Below are 20,190 nucleotides of genomic sequence, written 5' to 3'. Positions count from 1 at the left end.
CCCGGCCGCTGCCCGGGCGCCGCGTGGCGCTGCGAGGTGAAGATGAGATGCAGATCCCGTGGAGGGATCAGCGCCGAGAGGTCACCGGGTCCTCGTCATCGTCGCCATCGTCGTCGTAGTCGTCGTCCTCATCGTCGTCGTCGAAGTCGTCATCGTCCTCGTCGTCGAAGTCGTCGTCATCGTCGTCGAAGTCGTCATCGTCGTCCTCGAGGTCGTCGAGATCATCGAGGTCGTCGTCGTCGAAGTCGTCCTCGCCGTCGAAGACGACCAGCGGGGTTGCCACGTCGTACGCGTCGAACAGCGCGTCGTCGTAGGCATCGAAGGCCGTGGTGAGACGATCGGTGGCGGCCTCGAGGGCGGGATCGCTGTCGCCACGGGAGGCGGCTGCGGCTTCGTAGTGGCGTTCCAGGGCGGCGATCAGCGCAGCAAGAGCGGAGCGAGGATCCGTGTTCATGGTTGGACCGTACCCCGTCCGGGGTCAGAATGGACAGTCATCGATCGATCATCCACGACGGGAGGAGCCCGGTGCCCGCAGGACAGAAGCCACCCATGGCCCGGGTGGTCCACGTGCGCGACCCACGAGGCGAGAAGGATCTGCCGCTGGAGAAGGGGCGGCGACCCGAGGACTACGAGTTCCGCATCATCACCGTGCCGCGGCGCACCTCCATCGGGGCGGTGCGGTCGGTGCTGACGGAGGAGGCGGAGTACGGCCGGTGGGAGCTGGCCCGGACCCGCATCTACATGGGCGGGGAGAAGAAGGTCTGGATGCGTCGGCGCATCATCCGGGTCCAGTCCACGCTGAGCGGGCCGCTGACGGCCTGATCGACCCTCTCGGCGGCGTCCACAATCGCCACCGGGGCCGGGCGCCGCGGTGCGCGCTCTGCTGGAATGGGCGCATGCCACTCCTGGTCCCCGCGATCCCACCTGCGGCACTGCTGGTGCTGCTGGTGGCGTACCTGCCTCCGGCGGTGGTCCTCTCCCGCATCGACGCCGTCGAGCAGCGACTGCCCAATCCCTGGGTCGCAGGCATGACGGCCGCTGTCACCGCCGGGCTGCTGCTCGCCTCCGTGGCGGACCCCTCCGTACGGGGATCCTTGCGCGGGGCGCTGGTGATCGCGGTGGTGCTGGGCCTGGGGGCCGTGCTGGTGGCCCTGGCCGCTCCCCCGCTGCTGGGCATGGGGGATGCGAAGACGGTGCCGGTGGTGATGCTGATGTCCACGACCCTCGGCGGCGAGGTGCTGATCGGGGCGATCCTGGGCATCGCGGTGCTGGGCGGGGTGGTCGGTGCGGCTGTGCTGATCGCCTCGGGACGGGCGGGCCAGCGCTTCCCCTTCGGACCTGTGCTGCTGGCCGGCCCGTTCCTCGGGCTGCTGGCCTCCCCGCTCGTCGCAGGCGCCCTGGGATCCGCGTGAAGTCGCCTCAGGAGCCGGAGGGGCCTCGTTGCCGTGCCACCTCGTACAGGGCGATGGAACCGGCCACAGCGGCGTTCAGCGAGCTGGCGCTGCCGGTCATGGGGATCTCGGCGAGCTGATCGCAGGATTCGCGCCACCCGGCGCTGAGGCCGATGGTCTCGTTGCCGACCACCAGCACGGTGGGCACCGTGAGGTCGGTGTCGGCGAGCTCGTGCCCGCGGGCCTCCTCCAGGCCCACCACCTGCCAGGGCTCCCCCGCCCCGCGGCGCCCCTCCACCCACGACAGCAGGTCGCGGTGGGAGTCCAGGCGCACCACGGGCATGGCGAACACCGAACCTGTGCTGGCGCGGATCGCGGCTGGATCCCAGGCATCCGCGCTGCGGCCGGTGATCACCAGCCCGTGCCCGCCCAGTGCATCGACGCTGCGTGCCAGGGAGCCGATGTTCCCCGGCGAGGTGGGCCGGTCGAAGGCCACCACCAGTCCGGTGCCGGTGCCTGTGCCGGTCCCGCTGCCGCGGACACGGCCGCCTCCCTCGCCGGAAAGCCGGGCATCCAACCTGCCCAGGTCGTCTGCGGGCACGGCCGCAATGGCCAGGAGCTCCGGGGGGCCGTCATCGCGCTGTCCCAGTTCGGCCATCAGCTCCGATGCCACCTCCACCACCGGTGCGGGCGGATCCTGCAGCAGCTCGCGCGCCCACCGCGACTGCTCGAGGCGCCCGTCGCTGAGCAGTGCCCGGATCTCGTGCCCGTGGGCGATCGCCTGCGTGATGGGCCGCACGCCGTGCACGATCATCTCGCCGGTGCGGGTGCGCTTGGTGCGGTTGGTCAGCAGGGCCTGCCACTGCTGGAAGAGGGCGTTGCGGCGTTCGAGCCGTGCAGGGAGCCTCACGCGCCCGCCCCGTCGTAGCCCAGCTGTCGCCACGCCTCGTACACCGCGATCGAGGCCGCGTTGGCCAGGTTCAGGGAGCGCCGGGCGGGGAGCATGGGGATCCGCACCCGCTCCGTGACCCTGTCGTGCGCCAGGACGTGCTCGGGAAGCCCTGTGGGCTCGGTGCCGAACAGTAGGACGTCCTGCCGCCGGTACGCGATGCGATCGAAGGTGACCTCGCTGTGGGAGGTGAAGGCGAACACCCGCGAGTCCGGGACAGCGGCCAGCGCCGCGTCGAGGTCGGGGTGGATGTGCACATCCGCGAGGTCGTGGTAGTCCAGGCCCGCCCGCCGCAGCTTGGCGTCCTCGAAGTCGAAGCCCAGGGGCTCTATCAGGTGCAGCCGTGCACCTGTGACCGCGGCCAGTCGGATCGCGTTGCCGGTGTTGCCGGCGATCACCGGTTCGTGGAGGAAGATGTGGACCATGTGACTCCTTGATCGACGAAGGGCCCCGGTGCGTACGACCGGGGCCCTTCGTGACGACGTGTCCGAGGGGGGACTTGAACCCCCACGCCCTAAAGCGGGCACTAGCACCTCAAGCTAGCGCGTCTACCAATTCCGCCACCCGGACAGGTGGTCGCCGTTGCGACGTGGAAACTCTAGCACGCACGCAGGCTCGCGAGCGCCCTTCCCCGACCCCTGCCAGCGGCTTCGTGGCGACCATCACGCGATGGTTCAGGAGAGCGCGCCGCGCAGCACGCCCAGTGCAGCAGAGATCGTGTCGCCCATGGACAGCAGGTGGGGCTCGTCGAGACGTTCGGCGAGGTCCTGCAGCGCGGCGGCCGCCAGGGCCAGCATGGTCGGATCGGGATCGATCAGCTGACCACCCTCCCATGCCGCCAGCTCGGCGAGCACCTCGCTGAGCTCCGCGCAGTCGGCGGGGCGGGAGGTGACGAGCAGGTCCACCCGGGCACGGGTTGCCAGGGCGGTGCAGCGCCGCAGCAGCGGGGTGGAGCGGCCGGGAAGGATCATGATCGGGGGCTCGGCCAGGGTTGTCGCACCCACGGGCTGCGCAGATCCACCCACCTGCAGGACTGCTCCCCGATCCCGGTCCATGAGTCACTCCTTTGCGCTCGGGACGACCGCCGTGCGGCTCGTGCGTGCGGCACATGCCGCTCACCGACTTTACTTCGGCTTTACCCGCTGGGGCAACCAGACCGGGCCGGCCCGACCGCTTTGTCCCAACCGTCCGATCCTCGCGTGCGGAGCCGCGCTCCGGTCAGGCCCGGCCCGCCAGCTGCGCCCGGGCCGCCGCGAGCATCTCCGCCCGGGGCGCCTCCCTGATGCCGAGCATCGACCGCAGCTGCATGTCCGCCTGGTGCACCAGCATCTCCAGGCCGTCGGCGATCTCGGAGCCGGCTGCCCCGAGCAGACACGCCAACGGAGCCGGCCACGGGTCGTACAGCACATCCATGAACACTGCGGGCACGTCGCTCACCCCGGTCCTGTGCCACGCATCGGCGAGCCCCGTGGCCCCCTCCAGAGCCAGTGCACTGATCACCACGTCGGCGGTCAGCACCTGTGCCGCGTCCCCCCAGGGCACCACCGTCACACGGGCGCCCGCTGCCCTTGCCAGCTCGCTCAGCGGTGCCAGCTTGCTGCGGGTGCGCGCTGTCAGCAGCAGCTGCCGGGCGCCCAGGTCCAGCAGGGCGGCCCCGGCACTCAGCGCGGTCGCGCCGGAGCCGATCACGGCACCGACGGCGGGCTCGCGCACGCCGTGGTCGCGTAGGGTCGCCACGATTCCGTGCACATCGTGGTTCTCCGCCCGGAAGCCGCCGCCGGGCAGCCGCAGCAGCGTGTTGGCGATGCCCAGCCTGGCCGAGGTGCCGTCCTGCAGCTCGGCCAGTGCGAAGGCCTCCGGCTTGCCCGGCATGGTGACGCTGGCACCATCGAGCCCGCGCCCCTCCCCCGCGGTGAGGAAGGCGGCGAGGCCACCAGCGGGGACCTCGAAGCGCTCGTAGACGACGTCCTCGCGTCCCAGCACCGCATAGGCGGTGCGATGCAGCAGCGGGGACAGCGAGTGCCGGATCGGGGATCCGATCACCCCGAAGCGGCGCGCCCCGGGGGTCAGCCCTTGCTGTCGGCCCACTGCTGCCATTCGCGCACGTTCTCGGTGTGCTCGTCCCAGGTCTCCGCGAACTTCGTCTCACCGGTGTCGGTGTTGACCGTGACGAAGTAGAGCCAGCCGCCCTCAGGCGGGTCGAGGGTGGCATCCAGGGTGGCACCGCCGGGCGAGGCGATCGGGCCGGGAGGCAGGCCTGTGTGGACGTAGGTGTTGTACGGCGAGTCGGTGGCGCGCTCGGCATCGGTGGTGCCCACGCTGGCCTCCTTGCCCGTCACGTAGTGCACGGTGGAGTCGAACTGGAGGGGCATCGGGCTGCCCCCGGCCTCTCCCTTGCCCTCCAGGCGGTTCAGGATGGTCCTCACGACCTTGCCGTAGTCCTCGGCGTTGCGCACCTCGAGCTCGGCGAGGGAGGCGATGGTGAGGGTGCGGTGCCACTGGTCCTCGGGGATCTCGCGCTTGGTGAGCTCCTCCTCCATGCGGCCCCACATCATCGACAGCACGTCGCTGGCGGTCGCGTCCTCGGAGATGTCGTAGCGTCCCGGCCACAGGTAGCCCTCGGGGCTGTTCGCGGGGTTCTCCGGGATCCCGAGGGAGGTGTAGTCCTTCGCCGCGGCCTCGAACTCCTCGACCGGGATGTCCGTGCTCTCCGAGAGGATCGGCCAGATCTGCTCCAGCCGAAGGCCCTCGGGGACGATCACCCGGTGGGCGGCGAGGCTGGCCGGATCCAGCAGCAGTCTCATGGCGTCGGAGGAGTTCATCTCCTTCTTCAAGCGGTACAGGCCCGGCTCGATGGAGGAGGCCTCCGGGGTGTTGGAGAAGACGGTGATGAAGGGCCCGGCCGACTTGATCACGCCCTCTTCGACGAGGGTGCTCGCGATGTCGGTGCCGGTGTCGCCCTGGGCCACCTCGATGACCACCTCACCGGTACCGGGGCCGGGGTAGTCCTGCTCCTCGGCCTCGACGTTGACGTTGGAGGTGAGCCACCGGTAGCCCTGGTAGCCGCCGAAGGTGAGGCCGCCCAGCACCACGACCACCAGCAGGATCGGGATCAGCGCCCGCAGACCGCCACTGCGACGGCCACCGCGACGGGATCCTCGACGGTGCGTGCCGCGGGCGTGCTGGTCCTCGACGATGTCCTCGAGGAAGGCGTCCTCGTCGCTCATGCGGAGTCCTCCTGCTGGGTTCCGGGAGCCGGCGGGGCCGGGGGGTGGTGGGGGTCACCGGGTTCGGTGCGGACGAGCTCGCCTGCCCGGGCCCCGGTGGACCGTTCGACGTCCAGCGCCTGCTGGAGGATCATCACGGCTGCCACCTGGTCCACGACCTGGCGGTGCTTCCGGCCGCGACGTCCTGAGTCGTGCAGGGCCCGGTGAGCGGACACCGTGGTGAGGCGCTCGTCGAGCAGACGCACCTCGATGTGGTCACCGGTGCCGGACAGCATAGCGACCAGCTCGGCCGCGAACGCCCTCGCCTTGCCGGCGGCGGGCCCCTCCTGTCCCGACAGCGAGCGGGGCAGTCCCACCATGACGACACGGGCGCCGCTGGCGGCCACCTCGGACGCCACCCGGGCGACCGCCTCGCCGCGCGGAACCGTCTGAACCGGGGTGGCGATCATTCCGTCGAGGTCGCTGCGTGCCAGGCCCACGCGGACGTCGCCGACGTCGACACCGAGCCGGACGCCGCGGGGCAGGCTCCCGGTCATGCCGACGCGGTCGAGGTGACGCCGGTGCGCACGGCCTCCAGGGCTGCTTCGACGCGCTCGGGATCGCCGCCACCGCCCTGTGCCATGTCGGCCTTTCCGCCGCCGCGGCCTCCCATCGCCTCGGCACCGGCGCGCAGGAGGCTGCCGGCGGCCAGGCCCTGCTCACGGGCAGCGGCGTTGGTGGCCACGACGAGCGAGGCGCGGGAGTCCTCGTGTCCCGCCACGGCGATCACGGCCGGCACGTCCTCGCCGAGGCGGGAGCGCAGGTCCTGGGCCAGGGTGCGCAGGTCTCCGGCGGAGACGCCCGCCCCGGCATCGTGGGTGAGCATCCGCACACCGGCCACCTCCGTGGCCTGCGCGACCAGCTGGCCGGCCTGGGCCTGCAGCTGGGCTCCGCGCATCGCGGCCAGCTGCTTCTCCATGTCCTTGATGCGCTGGGTGAGCGCGCGGACACGCTCGGGGATCTCGTCGCTGCCCACCTTGAGGATCTCGGCCAGCTGGGACACCATCGCGTGCTCCTTGGCGCGGTGACGGTAGGCCGACAGGCCCACCAGTGCATCCACGCGACGCACGCCGGAGCCGATCGACGACTCCCCCATCAGCTGGATCGCACCGATCGCCCCGGTGGTGGGCACGTGGGTGCCGCCGCACAGCTCGCGCGACCAGTCCCCGCCGATGGACACCACGCGCACGATGTCCCCGTACTTCTCGCCGAACAGGGCCTGGGCGCCCAGGGCCTTGGCCTCGTCCAGCGGCATCTGGGTGTCGGTGACCTCCAGCTCGTCCTGCAGGAGGGTGTTGACTCGCCCCTCGATCTGCTCGAGGGCGGAGCGCGGCACGCTCTGGCCGTACCGGAAGTCGAAGCGCATCCGGCCCGGCGAGTTCTCGGAGCCGGCCTGGGTGGCGCCCTCCCCGATCTCCTCCCGCAGAGCCTCGTGGACCATGTGGGTGGCGGTGTGTGCGCGCGCGATGGCGCCGCGGCGCTCGGTGTCGATGGCGGCGATCGCGCCGGAGCCGGGGCTCGCGGCGCCCTCGACCAGGCGACCGCGGTGCACGATCAGTCCCTTGATGGGCGCCTGGACGTCGTCCACCTCGATGATGCCTCCGCTGTCCAGGGAGATGCGGCCCTGGTCGGCGAGCTGACCGCCGGCCTCGGCGTAGAAGGGGGTCTCGGCCAGGACGATCTCGACGTCTGCTGGCGCGTGGACCTCGTCCACGAGGCCGCCGTCGACCAGCACCGACTCCACGGTGGTGGCCACGGTGGATTCGGTGTAGCCCAGGAACGGGACGTTACCTCCGCGCTGGGTGAGCAGCCGGTTGTACAGGGCGGTGTCGGTGTGGCCGGACTTCTTCGAGGCCGCATCGGCGCGGGCGCGCTCCCGCTGCTCCTGCATCGCAGTGCGGAAGCCCTCCTCGTCGACCGTCAGGCCCACCTCGCTTGCCATCTCCAAGGTCAGGTCGATGGGGAAGCCATAGGTGTCGTGCAGGCGGAAGGCGTCCTCACCGGCCAGGGTGCGGCCGCCCTCCTCCTTCACGGCACCGGTGACCTGGTCGAAGATGCTGGTGCCGGTGGCGAGGGTGCGACGGAACGCCTCCTCCTCGGTGTAGATGGTCTCGCTGATGCGCGCGAACTCGGTGCGCAGCTCCGGATAGGACTCGGCCATCACGGCCTGGCACACGGGAAGCAGCTCGGGCATCGAGGGGCGATCGTGGCCCAGCAGGCGCATGGAGCGCACCGCGCGGCGGATCAGTCGGCGCAGCACGTAGCCGCGCCCCTCGTTCCCGGGGCGCACGCCGTCCGAGCACAGCATCAGTGCGCTGCGCACGTGGTCGGCGATCACCCGGAAGCGGACGTCGTCCTCCTCATCGGCGCCGTAGCGGCGGCCGGAGAGCTCCTGGGCCTTCTCGATCACGGGGAAGACCTCGTCGATCTCGTACATGTTGTCCTTGCCCTGGAGCAGGTACGCCACGCGCTCGAGGCCCATGCCGGTGTCGATGGACTTGAAGTCCAGCTCGCCCAGCAGCGGGTAGTCCTTGCCCGACCCCGCACCGCGCAGGTACTGGTCGAACACCAGGTTCCAGATCTCCAGGTAGCGGTCCGAGGCCTCCTCGCTGGGCCACTCGCGGTGCGCCCCGCCCACCTCCTCGGGCCCGTACTCGGGGCCGCGATCGTAGTGCCACTCGCCGCAGGGGCCGGCCGGGCCGGGCTGGCCGGTGTCCCAGAAGATCTCCTCGCGCGGCAGGGTGACGATGCGCTCGGCGGGCAGGCCGATCTTGTCGATCAGGACCTTCCGGGACTCCTCGTCCTGCTCCCAGATGGTGATCCACATGCGATCGGGGTCCAGGCCGTAGCCGCCCTGCTCCTGGGGCGTGGTCATCAGCTCCCAGGACAGCTCGATCGCGCCCTCCTTGAAGTAGTCCCCGAAGGAGAAGTTCCCGGCCATCTGGAAGAAGGTGCCGTGGCGGGTGGTGCGGCCAACGTTCTCGATGTCGTTGGTGCGGATGCACTTCTGCACGCTGACGGCCCGCGGCCAGGGTGCGCGCTCGGTCCCGACGATGTAGGGGATGAAAGGGACCATCCCGGCGATCGTGAACAGGATCGAGGGGTCCGAGGAGACCAGGGAGGCGCTGGGCACGACCTGGTGCCCTCGCTTCTCGAAGAAGTCGAGGTATCGACGACGGACCTCAGATGCACGCATGGGGGTGTCCTTCCTGGAGCGGTCCCACGGGGGCGCATGCTCACGGGCATGCGGGGGAAGAGCTGTTGTTCGGACGCGAAGGCCCCGGTCAGGGTACCGGAGTACGCCTGCCGGGGCCTTCGTGAGCCTGGGCTGAAGCGGAATGCGTCAGCGAGCGTAGTACTCGACGACCAGCGGGACCTCACAGGTCACGGGGACCTCGGCGCGCTTGGGGCGGGAGACCAGCTTGGCCTTGAGCTCGGCCAGCTCCACCGACAGGTACGAGGGCACGGAGGCCAGCACATCGGCGTTGCCGCCCTCGGCAGCGATCTGGAACGGCTCCATGGCCTGCGACTTGGGCTTGATCTGGATGGTCTGCCCCGGCTTCACGCGGAAAGAGGGGCGGTCCACCAGCTTGCCGTCGACCAGCACGTGACGGTGGGTCACGGCCTGGCGGGCCTGCAGGATGGTGCGGGCGAAGCCGGCGCGCAGCACGAGGGCGTCCAGGCGCATCTCGAGCAGCTCGATCATGCTCTCACCCGTCAGGCCGGACTCCTTGCGGGCGTCCAGGTAAGCGCGGTGCAGCTGCTTCTCGCGCAGGGCGTACTGCGCGCGCAGACGCTGCTTCTCGCGCAGACGCACGGCGTAGTCCGACTCGGTGCGGCGACGGGCGCGGCCGTGCTCGCCCGGGGGGTACGGGCGCTTCTCGAAGTACTTGATCGACTTCGGCGTGAGCGGGAGCCCGAGGGCTCGGGACAGACGCGCCTGACGGCGCGCACGGGTGACGTTGGTCACGAGGTATACCTCTTGTTCGCGTGGTGTGAATCCAGTCTTGCAGCCGCGGATTCAGCCGCTCAGACTACCCCAGCCAGGGGCGCAGCTCAATGCTCGGCGGCGCAGGTCGTCCCCGGTTTCCCTGTGCAGTCGCTCACGCTCGCCCGCCGCGGACGATCCGGCGCAGCGCCTCCACCCGCCGGGCCACCTCGGCCTCCGCGCCGTGGGTGCCGGGCCGGTAGTAGTCCACACCGATCAGCTCGTCCGGCGGGTACTGCTGGGGGGCGACCCCGTGGGGCGCGTCGTGTGCGTACACGTACTCCTCACCGTGGCCCAGGTCCTTCGCACCGGAGTAGTGGGCGTCCCGCAGCGCCGGGGGCACGGGGCCCGCCTTGCCGGCGCGCACATCGGCGATGGCCGCGTCGATCGCCTTGTAGGAGGTGTTGGACTTCGGGGCGGTGGCGATGTGCACGACGGCCTGCGCCAGGGGAATGCGACCCTCAGGCATGCCCAGCATCTGCACCGCCTGCATCGCGGCCACGGCCACCTGCAGCGCGGTGGGATCGGCCATCCCCACCTCCTCGCTCGCCGCGATCACCACGCGGCGCGCGATGAAGCGGGGGTCCTCCCCCGCCTCGATCATGCGGGCCAGGTAGTGCAGGGAGGCGTCGACGTCGCTGCCGCGCATGGACTTGATGAACGCACTGGTCACGTCGTAGTGCTGATCCCCTGCCCGGTCGTAGCGCAGGGCCGCGCGGTTGACCGCTTGGGCCAGCGTGGCGGCGTCGACCTCACGGGAGTCCTTCATCAGGGCCGCCGCGGCCGCGGCCTCGAGGGAGGTGAGGATCTTGCGGGCGTCCCCGCCGCCCAGACGCAGCAGGGCCTCCCGGGCGTCGTCGGCGAGGGTCACCGCGCCGTCCAGCCCCCGCGGTGAGGTCAGGGCGCGGTCCACCAGCTCGTCGAGGTCCTCCCGCGCCAGCGGCTCCAGGGTGAGCACGATCGAGCGGGACAGCAGGGGCGAGATCACGGAGAAGTAGGGGTTCTCGGTGGTGGCGGCCACCAGGGTCACCCACCGGTTCTCGACGCTGGGCAGCAGGGCGTCCTGCTGGGACTTGGAGAAGCGATGCACCTCGTCGACGAACAGCACCGTCTCCTTGCCGGTGGTGCGCAGGCGGGAGGGGGCGCGGTCCACCACCTCGCGCACCTCCTTCACCCCGGCGAGCACGGCCGAGAGCTCCACGAACTCGCGATCGCCCGAGCTGGCCACCACGTACGCGAGCGTGGTCTTGCCGGTGCCGGGCGGCCCCCACAGGATCACCGAGGAGGGGGCCGTGCGGGAGTCGTCGGCGGCCACCAGTCGGCGCAGCGGGCTGCCGGGCTCGAGAGCGGCGTGCTGGCCGACGACCTCGTCGAGCGAGCGCGGGCGCATCCGCACCGCGAGCGGCGCACGATGGTCCCGATTGCGGTCGGAGAGGGTGCGCGGGGCGGGTGCATCGCCCGCCAGCGAGAACAGGTCCTCCTCCATCCCCCCAGCGTAGTCCGCCCCTGTGACAGGCGGACCGGCACGAGCGGGAGCCGCCCTCCTGTGGCGCGCATCCCGATTGGCAACGGAGGGGAACCTACCGGCCGGTCCCCGCGGCCGTCGCTACTGTTCCTGGATCGACCGCCGGCGGTCGAACGGCTTCGACCGACGGCGGTCCATGGCCGAGCACTCACCGAGGACGGACGCGATGACGCACTCCACCCCCAGCGACCCGGTGCTGGACACCGCGCGTATCCGCGACCCCTACCAGCTCGATCCGGCGGACATCCAGGATCCGCCCCGCACCTTCCGCGGCGCGCTGAAGTTCCTGGGCCCAGGCATGATCACCTCTGCGGCCGTGGTGGGCTCCGGCGAGCTGCTGACCGCCACCACCCTCGGCGCCCAGGTGGGCTTCCTGTTGCTGTGGCTGGTGCTGGTCTCGACCTTCGTGAAGGTGTGGGTGCAGATCGAGCTGGGCCGTTGGACCATCTCCACCGGCCGCGTCGCGGTCTCCGGCTGATGACCACGATCGCCTCGATCTTCGACTCCGCGGTCGGCCGGTGGGGTGCGGTGGTGTTCCTGATCGGTGCGGGCACGGCGCTGTTCAAGACCATCATCGCCAACGTGCCCAGCCTGGGGCGGCAGGTGGGCAATACGCTGGCGGTGTTCGGGGCCTTCGACTGGGAGGACCAGAAGGTCCGCGACCGCTGGATGCGCTGGATCATGGTCGTGCTGCCCATCCTGTGGGGTCTGTTCGGCACGATCGTGCGCTCCCCGCTGCCGCTGGTGATCCTGGCCGGCATCCTCAACTCGATATTCCTGATCGGCGTGGCGATCTCCACCCTGTACCTCTCCCGCACCCAGACCGATCCGCGCGTCCGCGACGGACTGCCGTTCAACACCATGGTGGTCATCTCCGCCATCGCCATCACACTGGTCGGCGTGATCGGCCTCTACAGCACCATCGCCGACCTGCTCGGCTGAGAAGGGAGCACCATGCTCGCCGTCGTCGTCCATGCCCCCGGTGACCTCCGTGTGCAGGAGGTGCCCGATCCCGTCCCGGCGCCCGACGAGGTGCTGCTGCGGATGTCCTTCGGTGGCATCTGCGGCTCCGACATCGCCTACTGGCGCAGCGGCATCAGCGGCACCGCGGTGCTGAAGGATCCACTGATCCTCGGCCATGAGGTCTCCGGCACCATCGAGGCGGTCGGCGAGGACGCCCGCGCCCCGGTGGAGGCGGCCGGGCTGGGGACCGGCTCCGCGGTGACCGTGCACCCGGCCACCCTCGTCGGCCAGTACCGGATGCCGGCCGAGATCGCGGATCGCACCAACCTGTGGCCGCAGGTCCGCTACTTCGGCTCGGCCGCGTTCGATCCGCACGAGCAGGGCGGCTTCTCCACCCTGCGCGCCGTGCGCCCGGACCAGCTGCGGGCGGTGCCCGCGGGCGTCACCCTGGAGCACGCGGCGCTGGCCGAGCCCTTCGCGGTCGCCCTGCACGCCGTCGCCCGCGCCGGTGACGTCTGCGGTCGCAGCGTGCTGGTCAACGGGGCCGGCCCGATCGGGGCCCTCGCTGTGGCAGCGGCCCGGCTGGCCGGTGCCGATCGCGTCGTCGCGGCCGACCTCTCCCCGGCCGCGCTGGAGATCGCCCGTGCCATGGGCGCCGACGGGACGGTCGACGTCGGCGCCGGTGACGCACTGCCCGCCGACGTGGACGTGGCGATCGAGGCCTCCGGCTCACCCCGCGCCCTGGGCGGGGTGGTCGCAGCCGTGCGCCGCGGTGGCGTGCTGGTGCAGGTGGGGAACCTCCCGGCCGGCGAGGTGCAGGCCAGCCTGGGCGGGATCGTCACCCGGGAGATCGAGTACCGCGGCTCCTACCGCTTCGTCGACGAGATCAGCGGCGCCCTGGAGGCCATGGCGGGAGGTCTGGACGTGTCCCCGCTGATCACCCACACGGTCCCGCTGGACAGGGCCGTCGAGGGCTTCGAGATCGCAGCGGATCGCTCCACCGGATCCTCGAAGGTGCTCATCGACCTGCGGTGAGCGCCCTCGCGATGCGACCCGGCCATGAGGGCCCCTCGTAGATCAGTGCCGTGTAGCCCTGCACCAGGTCGGCGCCTGCGGCCAGGCGTGCGGTGACATCGGCCGCGGTGGTGACCCCACCGCAGCTGATCACCACGGAGCCTGTCGGCAGCTCCTCGCGCAGCAGGCGCAGCACCTCCTCGGAACGGCCCGCCAGGACGGGGCCGGAGAGCCCACCGGCACCGATGCGCTCGATCCGGGCGCGGTCCTCGCGCAGGCTCTGGGGACGCTCGATGGTGGTGTTGGTGGCGATGACGCCGGCCAGGCCCAGTTCGGCCACCAGACGCGCCACCTCCCGCACGTCATCGTCATGGAGGTCGGGAGCGATCTTCACCAGCACCGGCACGGCACGACGCAGCCGCCGCTCGGAGCGGGCCGCCTCCTCGAGGACCGCCCTCAGCACGGGCCGCAGCGACTCCACGGACTGCAGGTCGCGCAGGCCGGGAGTGTTCGGGCTGGACACGTTCACGGCGAGGTAGCTGGCGTAGGGGGCCAGGGTGCGGGCGGAGAAGCGGTAGTCCTCAGCCGCGTCCTCGAGCGGGGTGGACTTCGACTTGCCGATGTTCACGCCGATCACGGCGCGCTGCCCGCGCTCGCTGCGCCGCACGCGCGAGAGCCGCTCGGCCAGCTGAGCGGCACCGCGATTGTTGAACCCCATGCGGTTGATCAGTGCGCGGTCCTCCACCAGGCGGAAGCACCTCGGTGCGGGGTTGCCCGGCTGCGGACGCGCGGTCACCGTCCCCACTTCCACGTGGCCGAAGCCCAGGTCCAGCAGAGCCAGCGGCACCTCGCCGTCCTTGTCGAACCCGGCGGCGAGACCGAAGGCGTGGGGGTGACGCAGACCCAGCACCTCGGGCCCCTCGGCCGCGGCGCGCACCGGGTCGGGCACGCGGAACAGCGCCCTCAGCAGCAGGCCGCTTCCGGGCAGGGCGGAGACCAGCTGGAGAGCGTCCACGGTGAGATGGTGCGCGAGCTCGGGGTCGATGCGGCCCAGCACGTGGCGGAACACGAACGGGTACAGACCGCGGGAGGCAGGAGTCGGGGAGATCACGGGGTCACGGTACGTGCTCGGCGGGGCACCGCGCGCCCCTTTCGTCCTGCGAACGATTCCCGACGGCATCGCGTGCACGGGGGTGCGGCGACCGAACGGTGGTGAGGCGGCGCTGTCGTCGGGGGATCAGCGCGAGCGCTGCCGCATCAGGTAGGTCAGCGCGACCACGGGCAGGAGCAGCGGGATGAACCCGTAACCGATGCCGTAGACGGACCACACCGTGTCGTCGGGGAACAGAGAGGGTGCCAGCACGCTCACCGTTCCCACGCAGACCACGCCGACCAGCTCCAGCACCACCAGCCACAGGGCTGCCCGGGATCCGTCCCGGCCCCTCACCAGCGCGATCGTCACCGCGATGTAGGTGATCGCCGCCAGCAGCGAGAGCGAGTAGGCCAGCGGTGCGGCATCGAAGTCGCGCAGGATCTGCACCAGGCTGCGGGCGGTCGCGGAGATCGCGAAGATGCCGTAGACGATCACCAGCACCGTGGTGAAGCCTCGCGAGCGGGATGCGCGCGCGCCCGTCGGTCCGTGAGGGCTCATGCGAACCCTCCCGGCCAGATCTGCTCGAGTCGCATCGCCAGCACGGTCAGGGTCACGGCGACCACGCCGATGGCGAGGCTCCCCCAGCGGGTGCGCTCCCAGATGCCCAGCCAGGCGCCCCCGATGGGCAGCACCACCCCGGTGAGCAGGTATCCGTACAGCGTGACCGGGTCGGTCACCTCCCCGCCGCCGAGGTCGCGCATCACCAGCCCCAGCCCGAGCACCACCCACACCACCAGCACCAGGGCGGCCGCGCCCAGCAGCACCAGGTCCGCGGCGAGGTCGCGCAGCGTGTAGTAGGCCGCAAGGGCCGCAGTCAGTCCGCACACCACGTACAGCACGATCATCAGCACCTGCATGGGTGGCGTCGTCCTCCTCGGCCCGGGATCGGGTGGATCCGGGTGTCGATGCTGCGGCCATCCGCTCGCCCGCCCCACGGGCGGCCGGCGACCGAACGGGGTGTCGGGGCCGACGCCTACGATAGATGCATGCCAATGATCAGTGTGTCCACAGCTTCCGTGCGCGACGTCGAGGCCGACGTCCTCATCCTCCCGCTGCTGAGCGGGAAGGACGATTCCCCCGCCAGCGTTCCCGGTGCGCCCGAGGTCACCGAGGCGATCGCCGCTCTGGAGCCGAGCAGCGCCCGCGGCGACGTGCACCGCATCCCCTCCTTCTCACTCGCCGCTGCCGGGTCCCTGCTGCTGGTCGGCGTGGGCGCCTCCTCGCTGGACGAGGTGTCGGCCGAGGATCTGCGCCTCGCGTACGGCGCCGCCTCCCGCGTGCTGACGGGCGTCGGCACCGCCGCCCTCGCGCTGCCCGGGGGCAGCGCCCAGCAGCTCGCCGCGGCCATCGAAGGGGCTGCGCTCGGCGCCTACGCCTTCAACGCCCACAAATCGGAGTCCTCCAAGGCGAAGCCCGCTGTGGAGTCGCTGGTGGTGCTCGCCGAGGACGAATCCGCAGCCACCACCGCCGCGGAGCGGGCGGACGTGCTCGCCGGAGCCGTCGGCATCGCACGGGACCTGGTCAACACTCCCCCGAACCTGCTCTACCCGGCCGAGTTCGCCCGTCGGGCCCAGGAGCTCGTGGAGGATCTGCCGATCACCGTGACCGTGCTGGACGAGAAGGAGCTGGCCGAGGGCGGTTACGGCGGCATCGTCGGCGTGGGCCAGGGCTCCAGCCGCCCGCCGCGCCTGGTGCGCCTGGAGTACGCGCCCGAGGGCGCCGCTCAGTCGGTCGCCCTGGTGGGCAAGGGCATCACGTTCGACACCGGCGGCATCTCCATCAAGCCGGCTGCGGGCATGGACGAGATGACCTCCGACATGACCGGCGCCGCCACCGTGCTGGCCGCCACCGTGGGCGCGGCTCGCCTGGGCCTGGGCGTGAGGATCACCACCTTCCTCGCACTGGCCGAGAACATGCCGGGCGGTGGCGCACAGCGTCCCGGTGACGTCGTCACCATGCGCAACGGCATGACCGTCGAGGTGCTCAACACCGACGCCGAGGGTCGCATGGTGATGGCCGACGCCCTCGTCGACGCCGTCGCCACCGAGCCGGACCTGGTGATGGACGTGGCCACCCTCACGGGCGCGGCGATGGTGGCGCTGGGCAAGCGCACCGCCGCGGTGATGGGCACCGAGGCCGCGCGCGAGGCGGTGATGGAGGCATCGGCTCAGGCAGGCGAGCCGTTCTGGCCGTTGCCGTTCCCGGCCGAGCTGCGTGCGGACCTCACGGGTCGGGTCGCGGATCTGCGCAACATCGGTGAGCGCTGGGGCGGCGCGCTGTCCGCCGGGGTGTTCCTCAAGGAGTTCGTGGGAGAGGCCGAATGGGCTCACCTCGACATCGCCGGCCCCGCGTTCTCCACCGCACCGCTGGGCTACATGGGCAAGGGGGCGACCGGTATGAGCGTGCGCACAGTCCTGCAGGTGATCGAGGACCGCGCCCGCTGACCGAACGTACGAGCACACCGTACGGCGCCGCCTCGTGCCCTAGCATGGGTCTCGAAGGCGGCGCCGTCCGGTTGGGCCGGGCGCACAGGCCGCGATCATCACTCAGCGAGGGAGCACACAGGTGGCTGCAACGACCACTGACCAGTTCGACGTCGTGATCCTGGGGGGTGGCAGCGGGGGCTACGCGGCTGCGCTGCGCGGCGCCCAGCTCGGTCTGACCATCGCCATGGTGGAGAAGGACAAGCTCGGCGGCACCTGCCTGCACCGCGGCTGCGTCCCCACCAAGGCCATGCTCCACGTCGGCGAGATCGCCGACGCCCCCTCGGAGGGCAAGGACCTCGGCCTGGACATCTCCCTCAACGCGGTCGATGTCGAGAAGGTGCTCGGCTTCAAGGACAAGGTCATCGGGCGTCTCTACAAGGGCCTGCAGGGCCTGGTGAAGTCCCGTGACGTCGAGTACGTCGAGGGCTTCGGCCGCCTCACCGGCAAGAACCAGGTCACCGTGGAGACCGGCGACGGCGAACGAGTGCTGACCGGCAAGAACATCGTCCTTGCCACCGGTTCCTTCTCCAAGACGCTGCCGGGCATCGAGCTGGGCGGTCGGATCCTGGACTCGGAGGCCGCGCTGCAGCTGCCCGAGGTGCCGAAGAACCCGATCATCCTGGGCGGCGGCGTCATCGGCGTGGAGTTCGCCTCGGTGTGGAAGTCCCTCGGCGCCGAGTCGGTGACCATCGTGGAGGGCTTGCCCCACCTGGTGGCCAACGAGGACGAGTCCCTCTCCAAGGCCCTTGAGCGCTCCTTCAAGAAGCGCGGCATCAAGTTCTCCCTCGGGGTGTTCACCGAGAAGGTGGAGCCCAGCGACTCCGGCGTCAAGGTCACCCTGGCCGACGGCACCGTCTTCGAGGGCGACTACCTGCTGGTGGCGGTGGGCCGTGGCCCCGTCACCAAGGACCTCGGCTACGAGGAGCAGGGCATCGAGATGGATCGCGGCTTCGTGCTGGCGGACAAGGGGACGCTGGAGACCAGCGTGCCCGGCATCTACGCCGTGGGCGACATCGTGCCCGGCCTGCAGCTGGCTCACCGCGGGTTCCAGCAGGGCATCTTCGTGGCCGAGCTCATCGCCGGGCAGAACCCCGCCCCGATCGTGGAGTCCGGGATCCCCCGCATCACGTACTGCGAGCCGCAGCTCGGCTCCGTGGGACTGACCGAGAAGCAGGCGAAGGAGCAGCTGGGCGACGACGCCGTGCAGACCTACGAGTACAACCTCGGCGGCAACGGCAAGTCCCAGATCCTCGGCACCACCGGCTTCATCAAGCTGGTCCGTGAGAAGGACGGCCCCATCGTGGGTGTCCACATGGTCGGCTCGCGCATGTCCGAGCTGATGGGCGAGGCGCAGCTGATCGTCAACTGGGAGGCCTACCCCGAGGACGTCGCCTCCCTGGTCCACGGTCACCCCACGCAGCACGAAGCCATGGGCGAGGCCGCACTGGCCCTCGCCGGCAAGCCCCTGCACGCCCACGCCTGAGCCTGACGCCACCAGAAGGAGAACATCATGTCCGAAACCGTGAAGATGCCCGCACTGGGCGAGTCCGTCACCGAGGGCACCGTCACCCGGTGGCTGAAGTCCGTGGGCGACACCGTCGAGGTGGACGAGCCCCTGCTGGAGGTCTCCACCGACAAGGTCGACACCGAGATCCCCTCCCCCGTGGCCGGGACCATCGAGAAGATCCTGGTCGAGGAAGACGAGGACGCCGAGGTCGGCGCTGATCTGGTTGTGATCGGCGACGGTTCCGGCTCCGACGACTCCGGCTCCTCCGACAACGGTGCCTCCGACGAGGAGTCCGAATCATCCGAGGGCGAGGACCTCGCCTCCGATGAGACCGTGGCGCCCTCCACCTCGCAGGAGACCCCCGCCGGGGAGGACGAGAAGCCCGCCGACAAGGAGCCCGACTCCAGCGACAGCGGCTCTTCCGGCGAGGCCGGGAAGAAGGCCTCGGGTGGCGCCGCCTCCGGTCAGGAGGTGACGATGCCCGCACTGGGCGAGTCCGTCACCGAGGGCACCGTCACCCGGTGGCTGAAGTCCGTGGGCGACACCGTCGAGGTGGATGAGCCCCTGCTGGAGGTCTCCACCGACAAGGTCGACACCGAGATCCCCTCCCCCGTGGCCGGCACCCTGCTGGAGATCCGGGTCGAGGAGGACTCCGACGCCGAGGTCGGTGCCGTGCTCGCGATCGTGGGTGACGCGAGCGCCGCCTCCTCCGAGGAGCCGGCCGACGACGCCCCCAAGGCCGAGGAGAAGCCCGAGCCCTCCGAGGAGAAGAAGGCCGAGGAGAAGCCCGAGCCGAAGGCGGAGGAGAAGAAGTCCGAGCCTGCCGAGGACAAGACCGAGGCGCCCAAGGGCGAGGAGAAGCAGGACCCGTCGGCTCCCGCCTCCGCGCCGAAGGCCGCGGACTCCGTCAGCGGTGCCGAGGGCTCCGGCTACGTGACCCCGCTGGTGCGCAAGATGGCCTCCGAGGCCGGTATCGACCTGTCCTCGGTCAAGGGCACGGGCCTGGGCGGTCGCATCCGCAAGCAGGACGTGCAGGAGGCGATCGACGCCGCCGAGCAGGCCGCATCCGCTCCGGCGGCCACGCAGCAGGCAGCCCCTGCTGCTCAGGCCCCGAAGCAGGCCCCGAAGGTGGAGGTCTCCCCGTTGCGCGGCACCGAGGAGAAGATGAGCCGGATCCGCAAGATCACCGCGAAGCGCATGGTGGAGTCCCTGCAGACGCAGGCCCAGCTCACCACCGCCGTCGAGGTGGACATGACCCGCGTGGCGAAGCTGCGCGGTGCGGCCAAGGACGCCTTCGCCCAGCGCGAGGGCGCCAAGCTCACCTTCCTGCCGTTCATCATGATGGCCGCGGTGGAGGCGCTGAAGACCTACCCGAAGATCAACGCCGAGATCGACGGCGACATGATCAAGTACAACGCCTCCGAGAACATCGGCATGGCAGCGGACACCGACCGCGGCCTGGTGGTGCCGGTGATCAAGAACGCCGGCGATCTGAACCTGGCGGGTCTGGCCCGTCAGATCGGCGAGCTCGGCGGCAAGGCGAAGAACAACAAGCTGGGGCCGGACGATCTCTCCGGTGCGACGTTCACCATCACCAACACCGGTTCCGGTGGCGCCCTGTTCGACACCCCGATCGTGCCCAACCCGCAGGTGGGCATCCTGGGCTGCGGCACCATCGTCAAGCGTCCGGCCGTGGTGCAGAACGCCGAGGGCGATGACTCCATCGCCATCCGCTCGATGATGTACCTGTTCCTCTCCTACGACCACCGACTAGTGGACGGCGGCGATGCCGCGCGCTTCCTCACCCACATGAAGAAGCGCCTCGAGGACGGCGCGTTCGAGGCCGAACTCGGTCTGTGAGCAGTGGGGTCGCCCTGAGGCGGCTCTGAGGTCGGCAGGGGGGGGCCGCCCCCCGGGGGGGGCCCCCCACCACCAGGCGCCCGCCCTC

21 protein-coding genes and 1 tRNA gene are annotated in these 20,190 nt (G+C 70.9%); 8 read left to right on the top strand and 14 right to left on the bottom strand.

The features are described 5' to 3' along the window. Window positions 1–67: 67 nt before the first annotated feature. Window positions 68–454, bottom strand: coding sequence for a DNA primase (locus M4D54_RS11680; protein WP_193866393.1), 387 nt, complete (start codon window positions 452–454; stop codon window positions 68–70). A gap of 71 nt (window positions 455–525) precedes the next feature. Here M4D54_RS11680 and M4D54_RS11675 point away from each other — a divergent pair, with 71 nt between their 5' ends. Both M4D54_RS11675 and M4D54_RS11670 read left to right on the top strand, forming a co-directional pair. Next, complete coding sequence (locus M4D54_RS11675; protein WP_396121494.1) at window positions 526–822, top strand: DUF5703 family protein; 297 nt, start codon at window positions 526–528, stop codon at window positions 820–822. A gap of 74 nt (window positions 823–896) precedes the next feature. Next, a complete protein-coding gene (locus M4D54_RS11670) occupies window positions 897–1,412 on the top strand; it encodes a hypothetical protein (RefSeq protein WP_193866394.1) in 516 nt (171 codons plus the stop codon). A gap of 7 nt (window positions 1,413–1,419) precedes the next feature. On the opposite strand, the gene M4D54_RS11665 is transcribed toward M4D54_RS11670, so the two are convergent. The 10 genes from M4D54_RS11665 to M4D54_RS11620 all read right to left on the bottom strand — a co-directional run bounded on the left by M4D54_RS11665 (window position 1,420) and on the right by M4D54_RS11620 (window position 11,080). Beyond that, complete coding sequence (locus M4D54_RS11665; protein ID WP_259891626.1) at window positions 1,420–2,301, bottom strand: RNA methyltransferase; 882 nt, start codon at window positions 2,299–2,301, stop codon at window positions 1,420–1,422. Further along, complete coding sequence (locus M4D54_RS11660) at window positions 2,298–2,765, bottom strand: tRNA (cytidine(34)-2'-O)-methyltransferase (protein WP_193866395.1); 468 nt, start codon at window positions 2,763–2,765, stop codon at window positions 2,298–2,300. Before M4D54_RS11660 ends, M4D54_RS11665 begins: the two co-directional genes overlap by 4 nt. Window positions 2,766–2,824: 59 nt before the next feature. Then, window positions 2,825–2,910 (bottom strand) — tRNA-Leu (locus M4D54_RS11655). A gap of 104 nt (window positions 2,911–3,014) precedes the next feature. After that, on the bottom strand, window positions 3,015–3,395 hold the full coding sequence (locus tag M4D54_RS11650; RefSeq protein WP_193866396.1) for a hypothetical protein: 381 nt from the start codon (window positions 3,393–3,395) through the stop codon (window positions 3,015–3,017). A 163-nt stretch (window positions 3,396–3,558) separates the two neighbouring features. Beyond that, window positions 3,559–4,437 (bottom strand): shikimate dehydrogenase, encoded by an 879-nt coding sequence (locus M4D54_RS11645; RefSeq protein WP_193866397.1) that lies wholly within the window; start codon window positions 4,435–4,437, stop codon window positions 3,559–3,561. Continuing rightward, window positions 4,407–5,567, bottom strand: coding sequence for an endolytic transglycosylase MltG (gene mltG / locus M4D54_RS11640; protein WP_259891624.1), 1,161 nt, complete (start codon window positions 5,565–5,567; stop codon window positions 4,407–4,409). The genes M4D54_RS11645 and mltG overlap by 31 nt, the downstream gene beginning before the upstream one ends. Continuing rightward, entirely contained in the window at window positions 5,564–6,103 is a 540-nt protein-coding gene (gene ruvX, locus M4D54_RS11635) for a Holliday junction resolvase RuvX (protein WP_259891621.1), read from the bottom strand. Before ruvX ends, mltG begins: the two co-directional genes overlap by 4 nt. Beyond that, entirely contained in the window at window positions 6,100–8,802 is a 2,703-nt protein-coding gene (gene alaS, locus M4D54_RS11630) for an alanine--tRNA ligase (protein ID WP_259891620.1), read from the bottom strand. The genes ruvX and alaS overlap by 4 nt, the downstream gene beginning before the upstream one ends. Window positions 8,803–8,949: 147 nt before the next feature. Beyond that, the gene (gene rpsD / locus M4D54_RS11625; RefSeq protein WP_259789792.1) at window positions 8,950–9,576 is read right to left on the bottom strand and encodes a 30S ribosomal protein S4; all 627 of its coding nucleotides are present in this window, start codon (window positions 9,574–9,576) and stop codon (window positions 8,950–8,952) included. 133 nt (window positions 9,577–9,709) lie between these two features. Further along, on the bottom strand, window positions 9,710–11,080 hold the full coding sequence (locus tag M4D54_RS11620; protein ID WP_259891617.1) for a replication-associated recombination protein A: 1,371 nt from the start codon (window positions 11,078–11,080) through the stop codon (window positions 9,710–9,712). Window positions 11,081–11,285: 205 nt separating this feature from the next. Here M4D54_RS11620 and M4D54_RS11615 point away from each other — a divergent pair, with 205 nt between their 5' ends. Genes M4D54_RS11615 through M4D54_RS11605 form a run of 3 tightly spaced genes read left to right on the top strand, consistent with a single transcriptional unit; the run spans window position 11,286 to window position 13,117 of the window. Beyond that, complete coding sequence (locus M4D54_RS11615) at window positions 11,286–11,597, top strand: Nramp family divalent metal transporter (protein ID WP_259891615.1); 312 nt, start codon at window positions 11,286–11,288, stop codon at window positions 11,595–11,597. Beyond that, the gene (locus M4D54_RS11610; protein ID WP_259891614.1) at window positions 11,597–12,061 is read left to right on the top strand and encodes a hypothetical protein; all 465 of its coding nucleotides are present in this window, start codon (window positions 11,597–11,599) and stop codon (window positions 12,059–12,061) included. Before M4D54_RS11615 ends, M4D54_RS11610 begins: the two co-directional genes overlap by 1 nt. Window positions 12,062–12,073: 12 nt before the next feature. Next, window positions 12,074–13,117 carry an L-idonate 5-dehydrogenase gene (locus tag M4D54_RS11605; protein ID WP_259891612.1) on the top strand — a complete coding sequence of 348 codons (1,044 nt, stop codon included), beginning with the start codon at window positions 12,074–12,076 and terminating at the stop codon, window positions 13,115–13,117. Here the strand turns inward: M4D54_RS11605 and M4D54_RS11600 are convergent. The 3 genes from M4D54_RS11600 to M4D54_RS11590 form a co-directional block, all read right to left on the bottom strand. Then, window positions 13,101–14,207 (bottom strand): quinone-dependent dihydroorotate dehydrogenase, encoded by a 1,107-nt coding sequence (locus tag M4D54_RS11600; RefSeq protein WP_259891610.1) that lies wholly within the window; start codon window positions 14,205–14,207, stop codon window positions 13,101–13,103. The genes M4D54_RS11605 and M4D54_RS11600 overlap by 17 nt on opposite strands. A 126-nt stretch (window positions 14,208–14,333) precedes the next feature. Continuing rightward, the gene (locus M4D54_RS11595; RefSeq protein WP_193866404.1) at window positions 14,334–14,747 is read right to left on the bottom strand and encodes a hypothetical protein; all 414 of its coding nucleotides are present in this window, start codon (window positions 14,745–14,747) and stop codon (window positions 14,334–14,336) included. Beyond that, the gene (locus tag M4D54_RS11590; protein WP_193866405.1) at window positions 14,744–15,106 is read right to left on the bottom strand and encodes a hypothetical protein; all 363 of its coding nucleotides are present in this window, start codon (window positions 15,104–15,106) and stop codon (window positions 14,744–14,746) included. The genes M4D54_RS11595 and M4D54_RS11590 overlap by 4 nt, the downstream gene beginning before the upstream one ends. A 129-nt stretch (window positions 15,107–15,235) precedes the next feature. Between M4D54_RS11590 and M4D54_RS11585 the strand changes: the two genes are divergently transcribed. From M4D54_RS11585 to sucB, 3 genes are all read left to right on the top strand, one after another. Next, window positions 15,236–16,693 (top strand): leucyl aminopeptidase, encoded by a 1,458-nt coding sequence (locus M4D54_RS11585; protein ID WP_193866406.1) that lies wholly within the window; start codon window positions 15,236–15,238, stop codon window positions 16,691–16,693. Between the two features lie 121 nt (window positions 16,694–16,814). Beyond that, a complete protein-coding gene (gene lpdA / locus M4D54_RS11580) occupies window positions 16,815–18,218 on the top strand; it encodes a dihydrolipoyl dehydrogenase (RefSeq protein WP_259891605.1) in 1,404 nt (467 codons plus the stop codon). 27 nt (window positions 18,219–18,245) lie between these two features. After that, window positions 18,246–20,102, top strand: coding sequence for a 2-oxoglutarate dehydrogenase, E2 component, dihydrolipoamide succinyltransferase (sucB, locus tag M4D54_RS11575; RefSeq protein WP_259891603.1), 1,857 nt, complete (start codon window positions 18,246–18,248; stop codon window positions 20,100–20,102). Window positions 20,103–20,190 lie beyond the last annotated feature (88 nt).

It is taken from the genome of Brachybacterium sp. p3-SID1565 (assembly GCF_025143785.1).
Classification (GTDB): domain Bacteria; phylum Actinomycetota; class Actinomycetes; order Actinomycetales; family Dermabacteraceae; genus Brachybacterium; species Brachybacterium epidermidis.
This window is presented reverse-complemented; position numbering and strand designations above follow the sequence as displayed.

Excerpts from the sequence above, each read along its gene's own strand:
- M4D54_RS11680 (WP_193866393.1), bottom strand. The coding sequence starts at position 454 with ATGAACACGGATCCTCGCTCCGCTCTTGCTGCGCTGATCGCCGCCCTG.
- M4D54_RS11670 (WP_193866394.1), top strand. The coding sequence starts at position 897 with ATGCCACTCCTGGTCCCCGCGATCCCACCTGCGGCACTGCTGGTGCTG.
- M4D54_RS11660 (WP_193866395.1), bottom strand. The coding sequence starts at position 2,765 with ATGGTCCACATCTTCCTCCACGAACCGGTGATCGCCGGCAACACCGGC.
- M4D54_RS11650 (WP_193866396.1), bottom strand. The coding sequence starts at position 3,395 with ATGGACCGGGATCGGGGAGCAGTCCTGCAGGTGGGTGGATCTGCGCAG.
- M4D54_RS11645 (WP_193866397.1), bottom strand. The coding sequence starts at position 4,437 with ATGGCAGCAGTGGGCCGACAGCAAGGGCTGACCCCCGGGGCGCGCCGC.
- mltG (WP_259891624.1), bottom strand. The coding sequence starts at position 5,567 with ATGAGCGACGAGGACGCCTTCCTCGAGGACATCGTCGAGGACCAGCAC.
- ruvX (WP_259891621.1), bottom strand. The coding sequence starts at position 6,103 with ATGACCGGGAGCCTGCCCCGCGGCGTCCGGCTCGGTGTCGACGTCGGC.
- alaS (WP_259891620.1), bottom strand. The coding sequence starts at position 8,802 with ATGCGTGCATCTGAGGTCCGTCGTCGATACCTCGACTTCTTCGAGAAG.
- M4D54_RS11620 (WP_259891617.1), bottom strand. The coding sequence starts at position 11,080 with ATGGAGGAGGACCTGTTCTCGCTGGCGGGCGATGCACCCGCCCCGCGC.
- M4D54_RS11615 (WP_259891615.1), top strand. The coding sequence starts at position 11,286 with ATGACGCACTCCACCCCCAGCGACCCGGTGCTGGACACCGCGCGTATC.
- M4D54_RS11610 (WP_259891614.1), top strand. The coding sequence starts at position 11,597 with ATGACCACGATCGCCTCGATCTTCGACTCCGCGGTCGGCCGGTGGGGT.
- M4D54_RS11605 (WP_259891612.1), top strand. The coding sequence starts at position 12,074 with ATGCTCGCCGTCGTCGTCCATGCCCCCGGTGACCTCCGTGTGCAGGAG.
- M4D54_RS11595 (WP_193866404.1), bottom strand. The coding sequence starts at position 14,747 with ATGAGCCCTCACGGACCGACGGGCGCGCGCGCATCCCGCTCGCGAGGC.
- M4D54_RS11590 (WP_193866405.1), bottom strand. The coding sequence starts at position 15,106 with ATGCAGGTGCTGATGATCGTGCTGTACGTGGTGTGCGGACTGACTGCG.
- M4D54_RS11585 (WP_193866406.1), top strand. The coding sequence starts at position 15,236 with ATGCCAATGATCAGTGTGTCCACAGCTTCCGTGCGCGACGTCGAGGCC.
- sucB (WP_259891603.1), top strand. The coding sequence starts at position 18,246 with ATGTCCGAAACCGTGAAGATGCCCGCACTGGGCGAGTCCGTCACCGAG.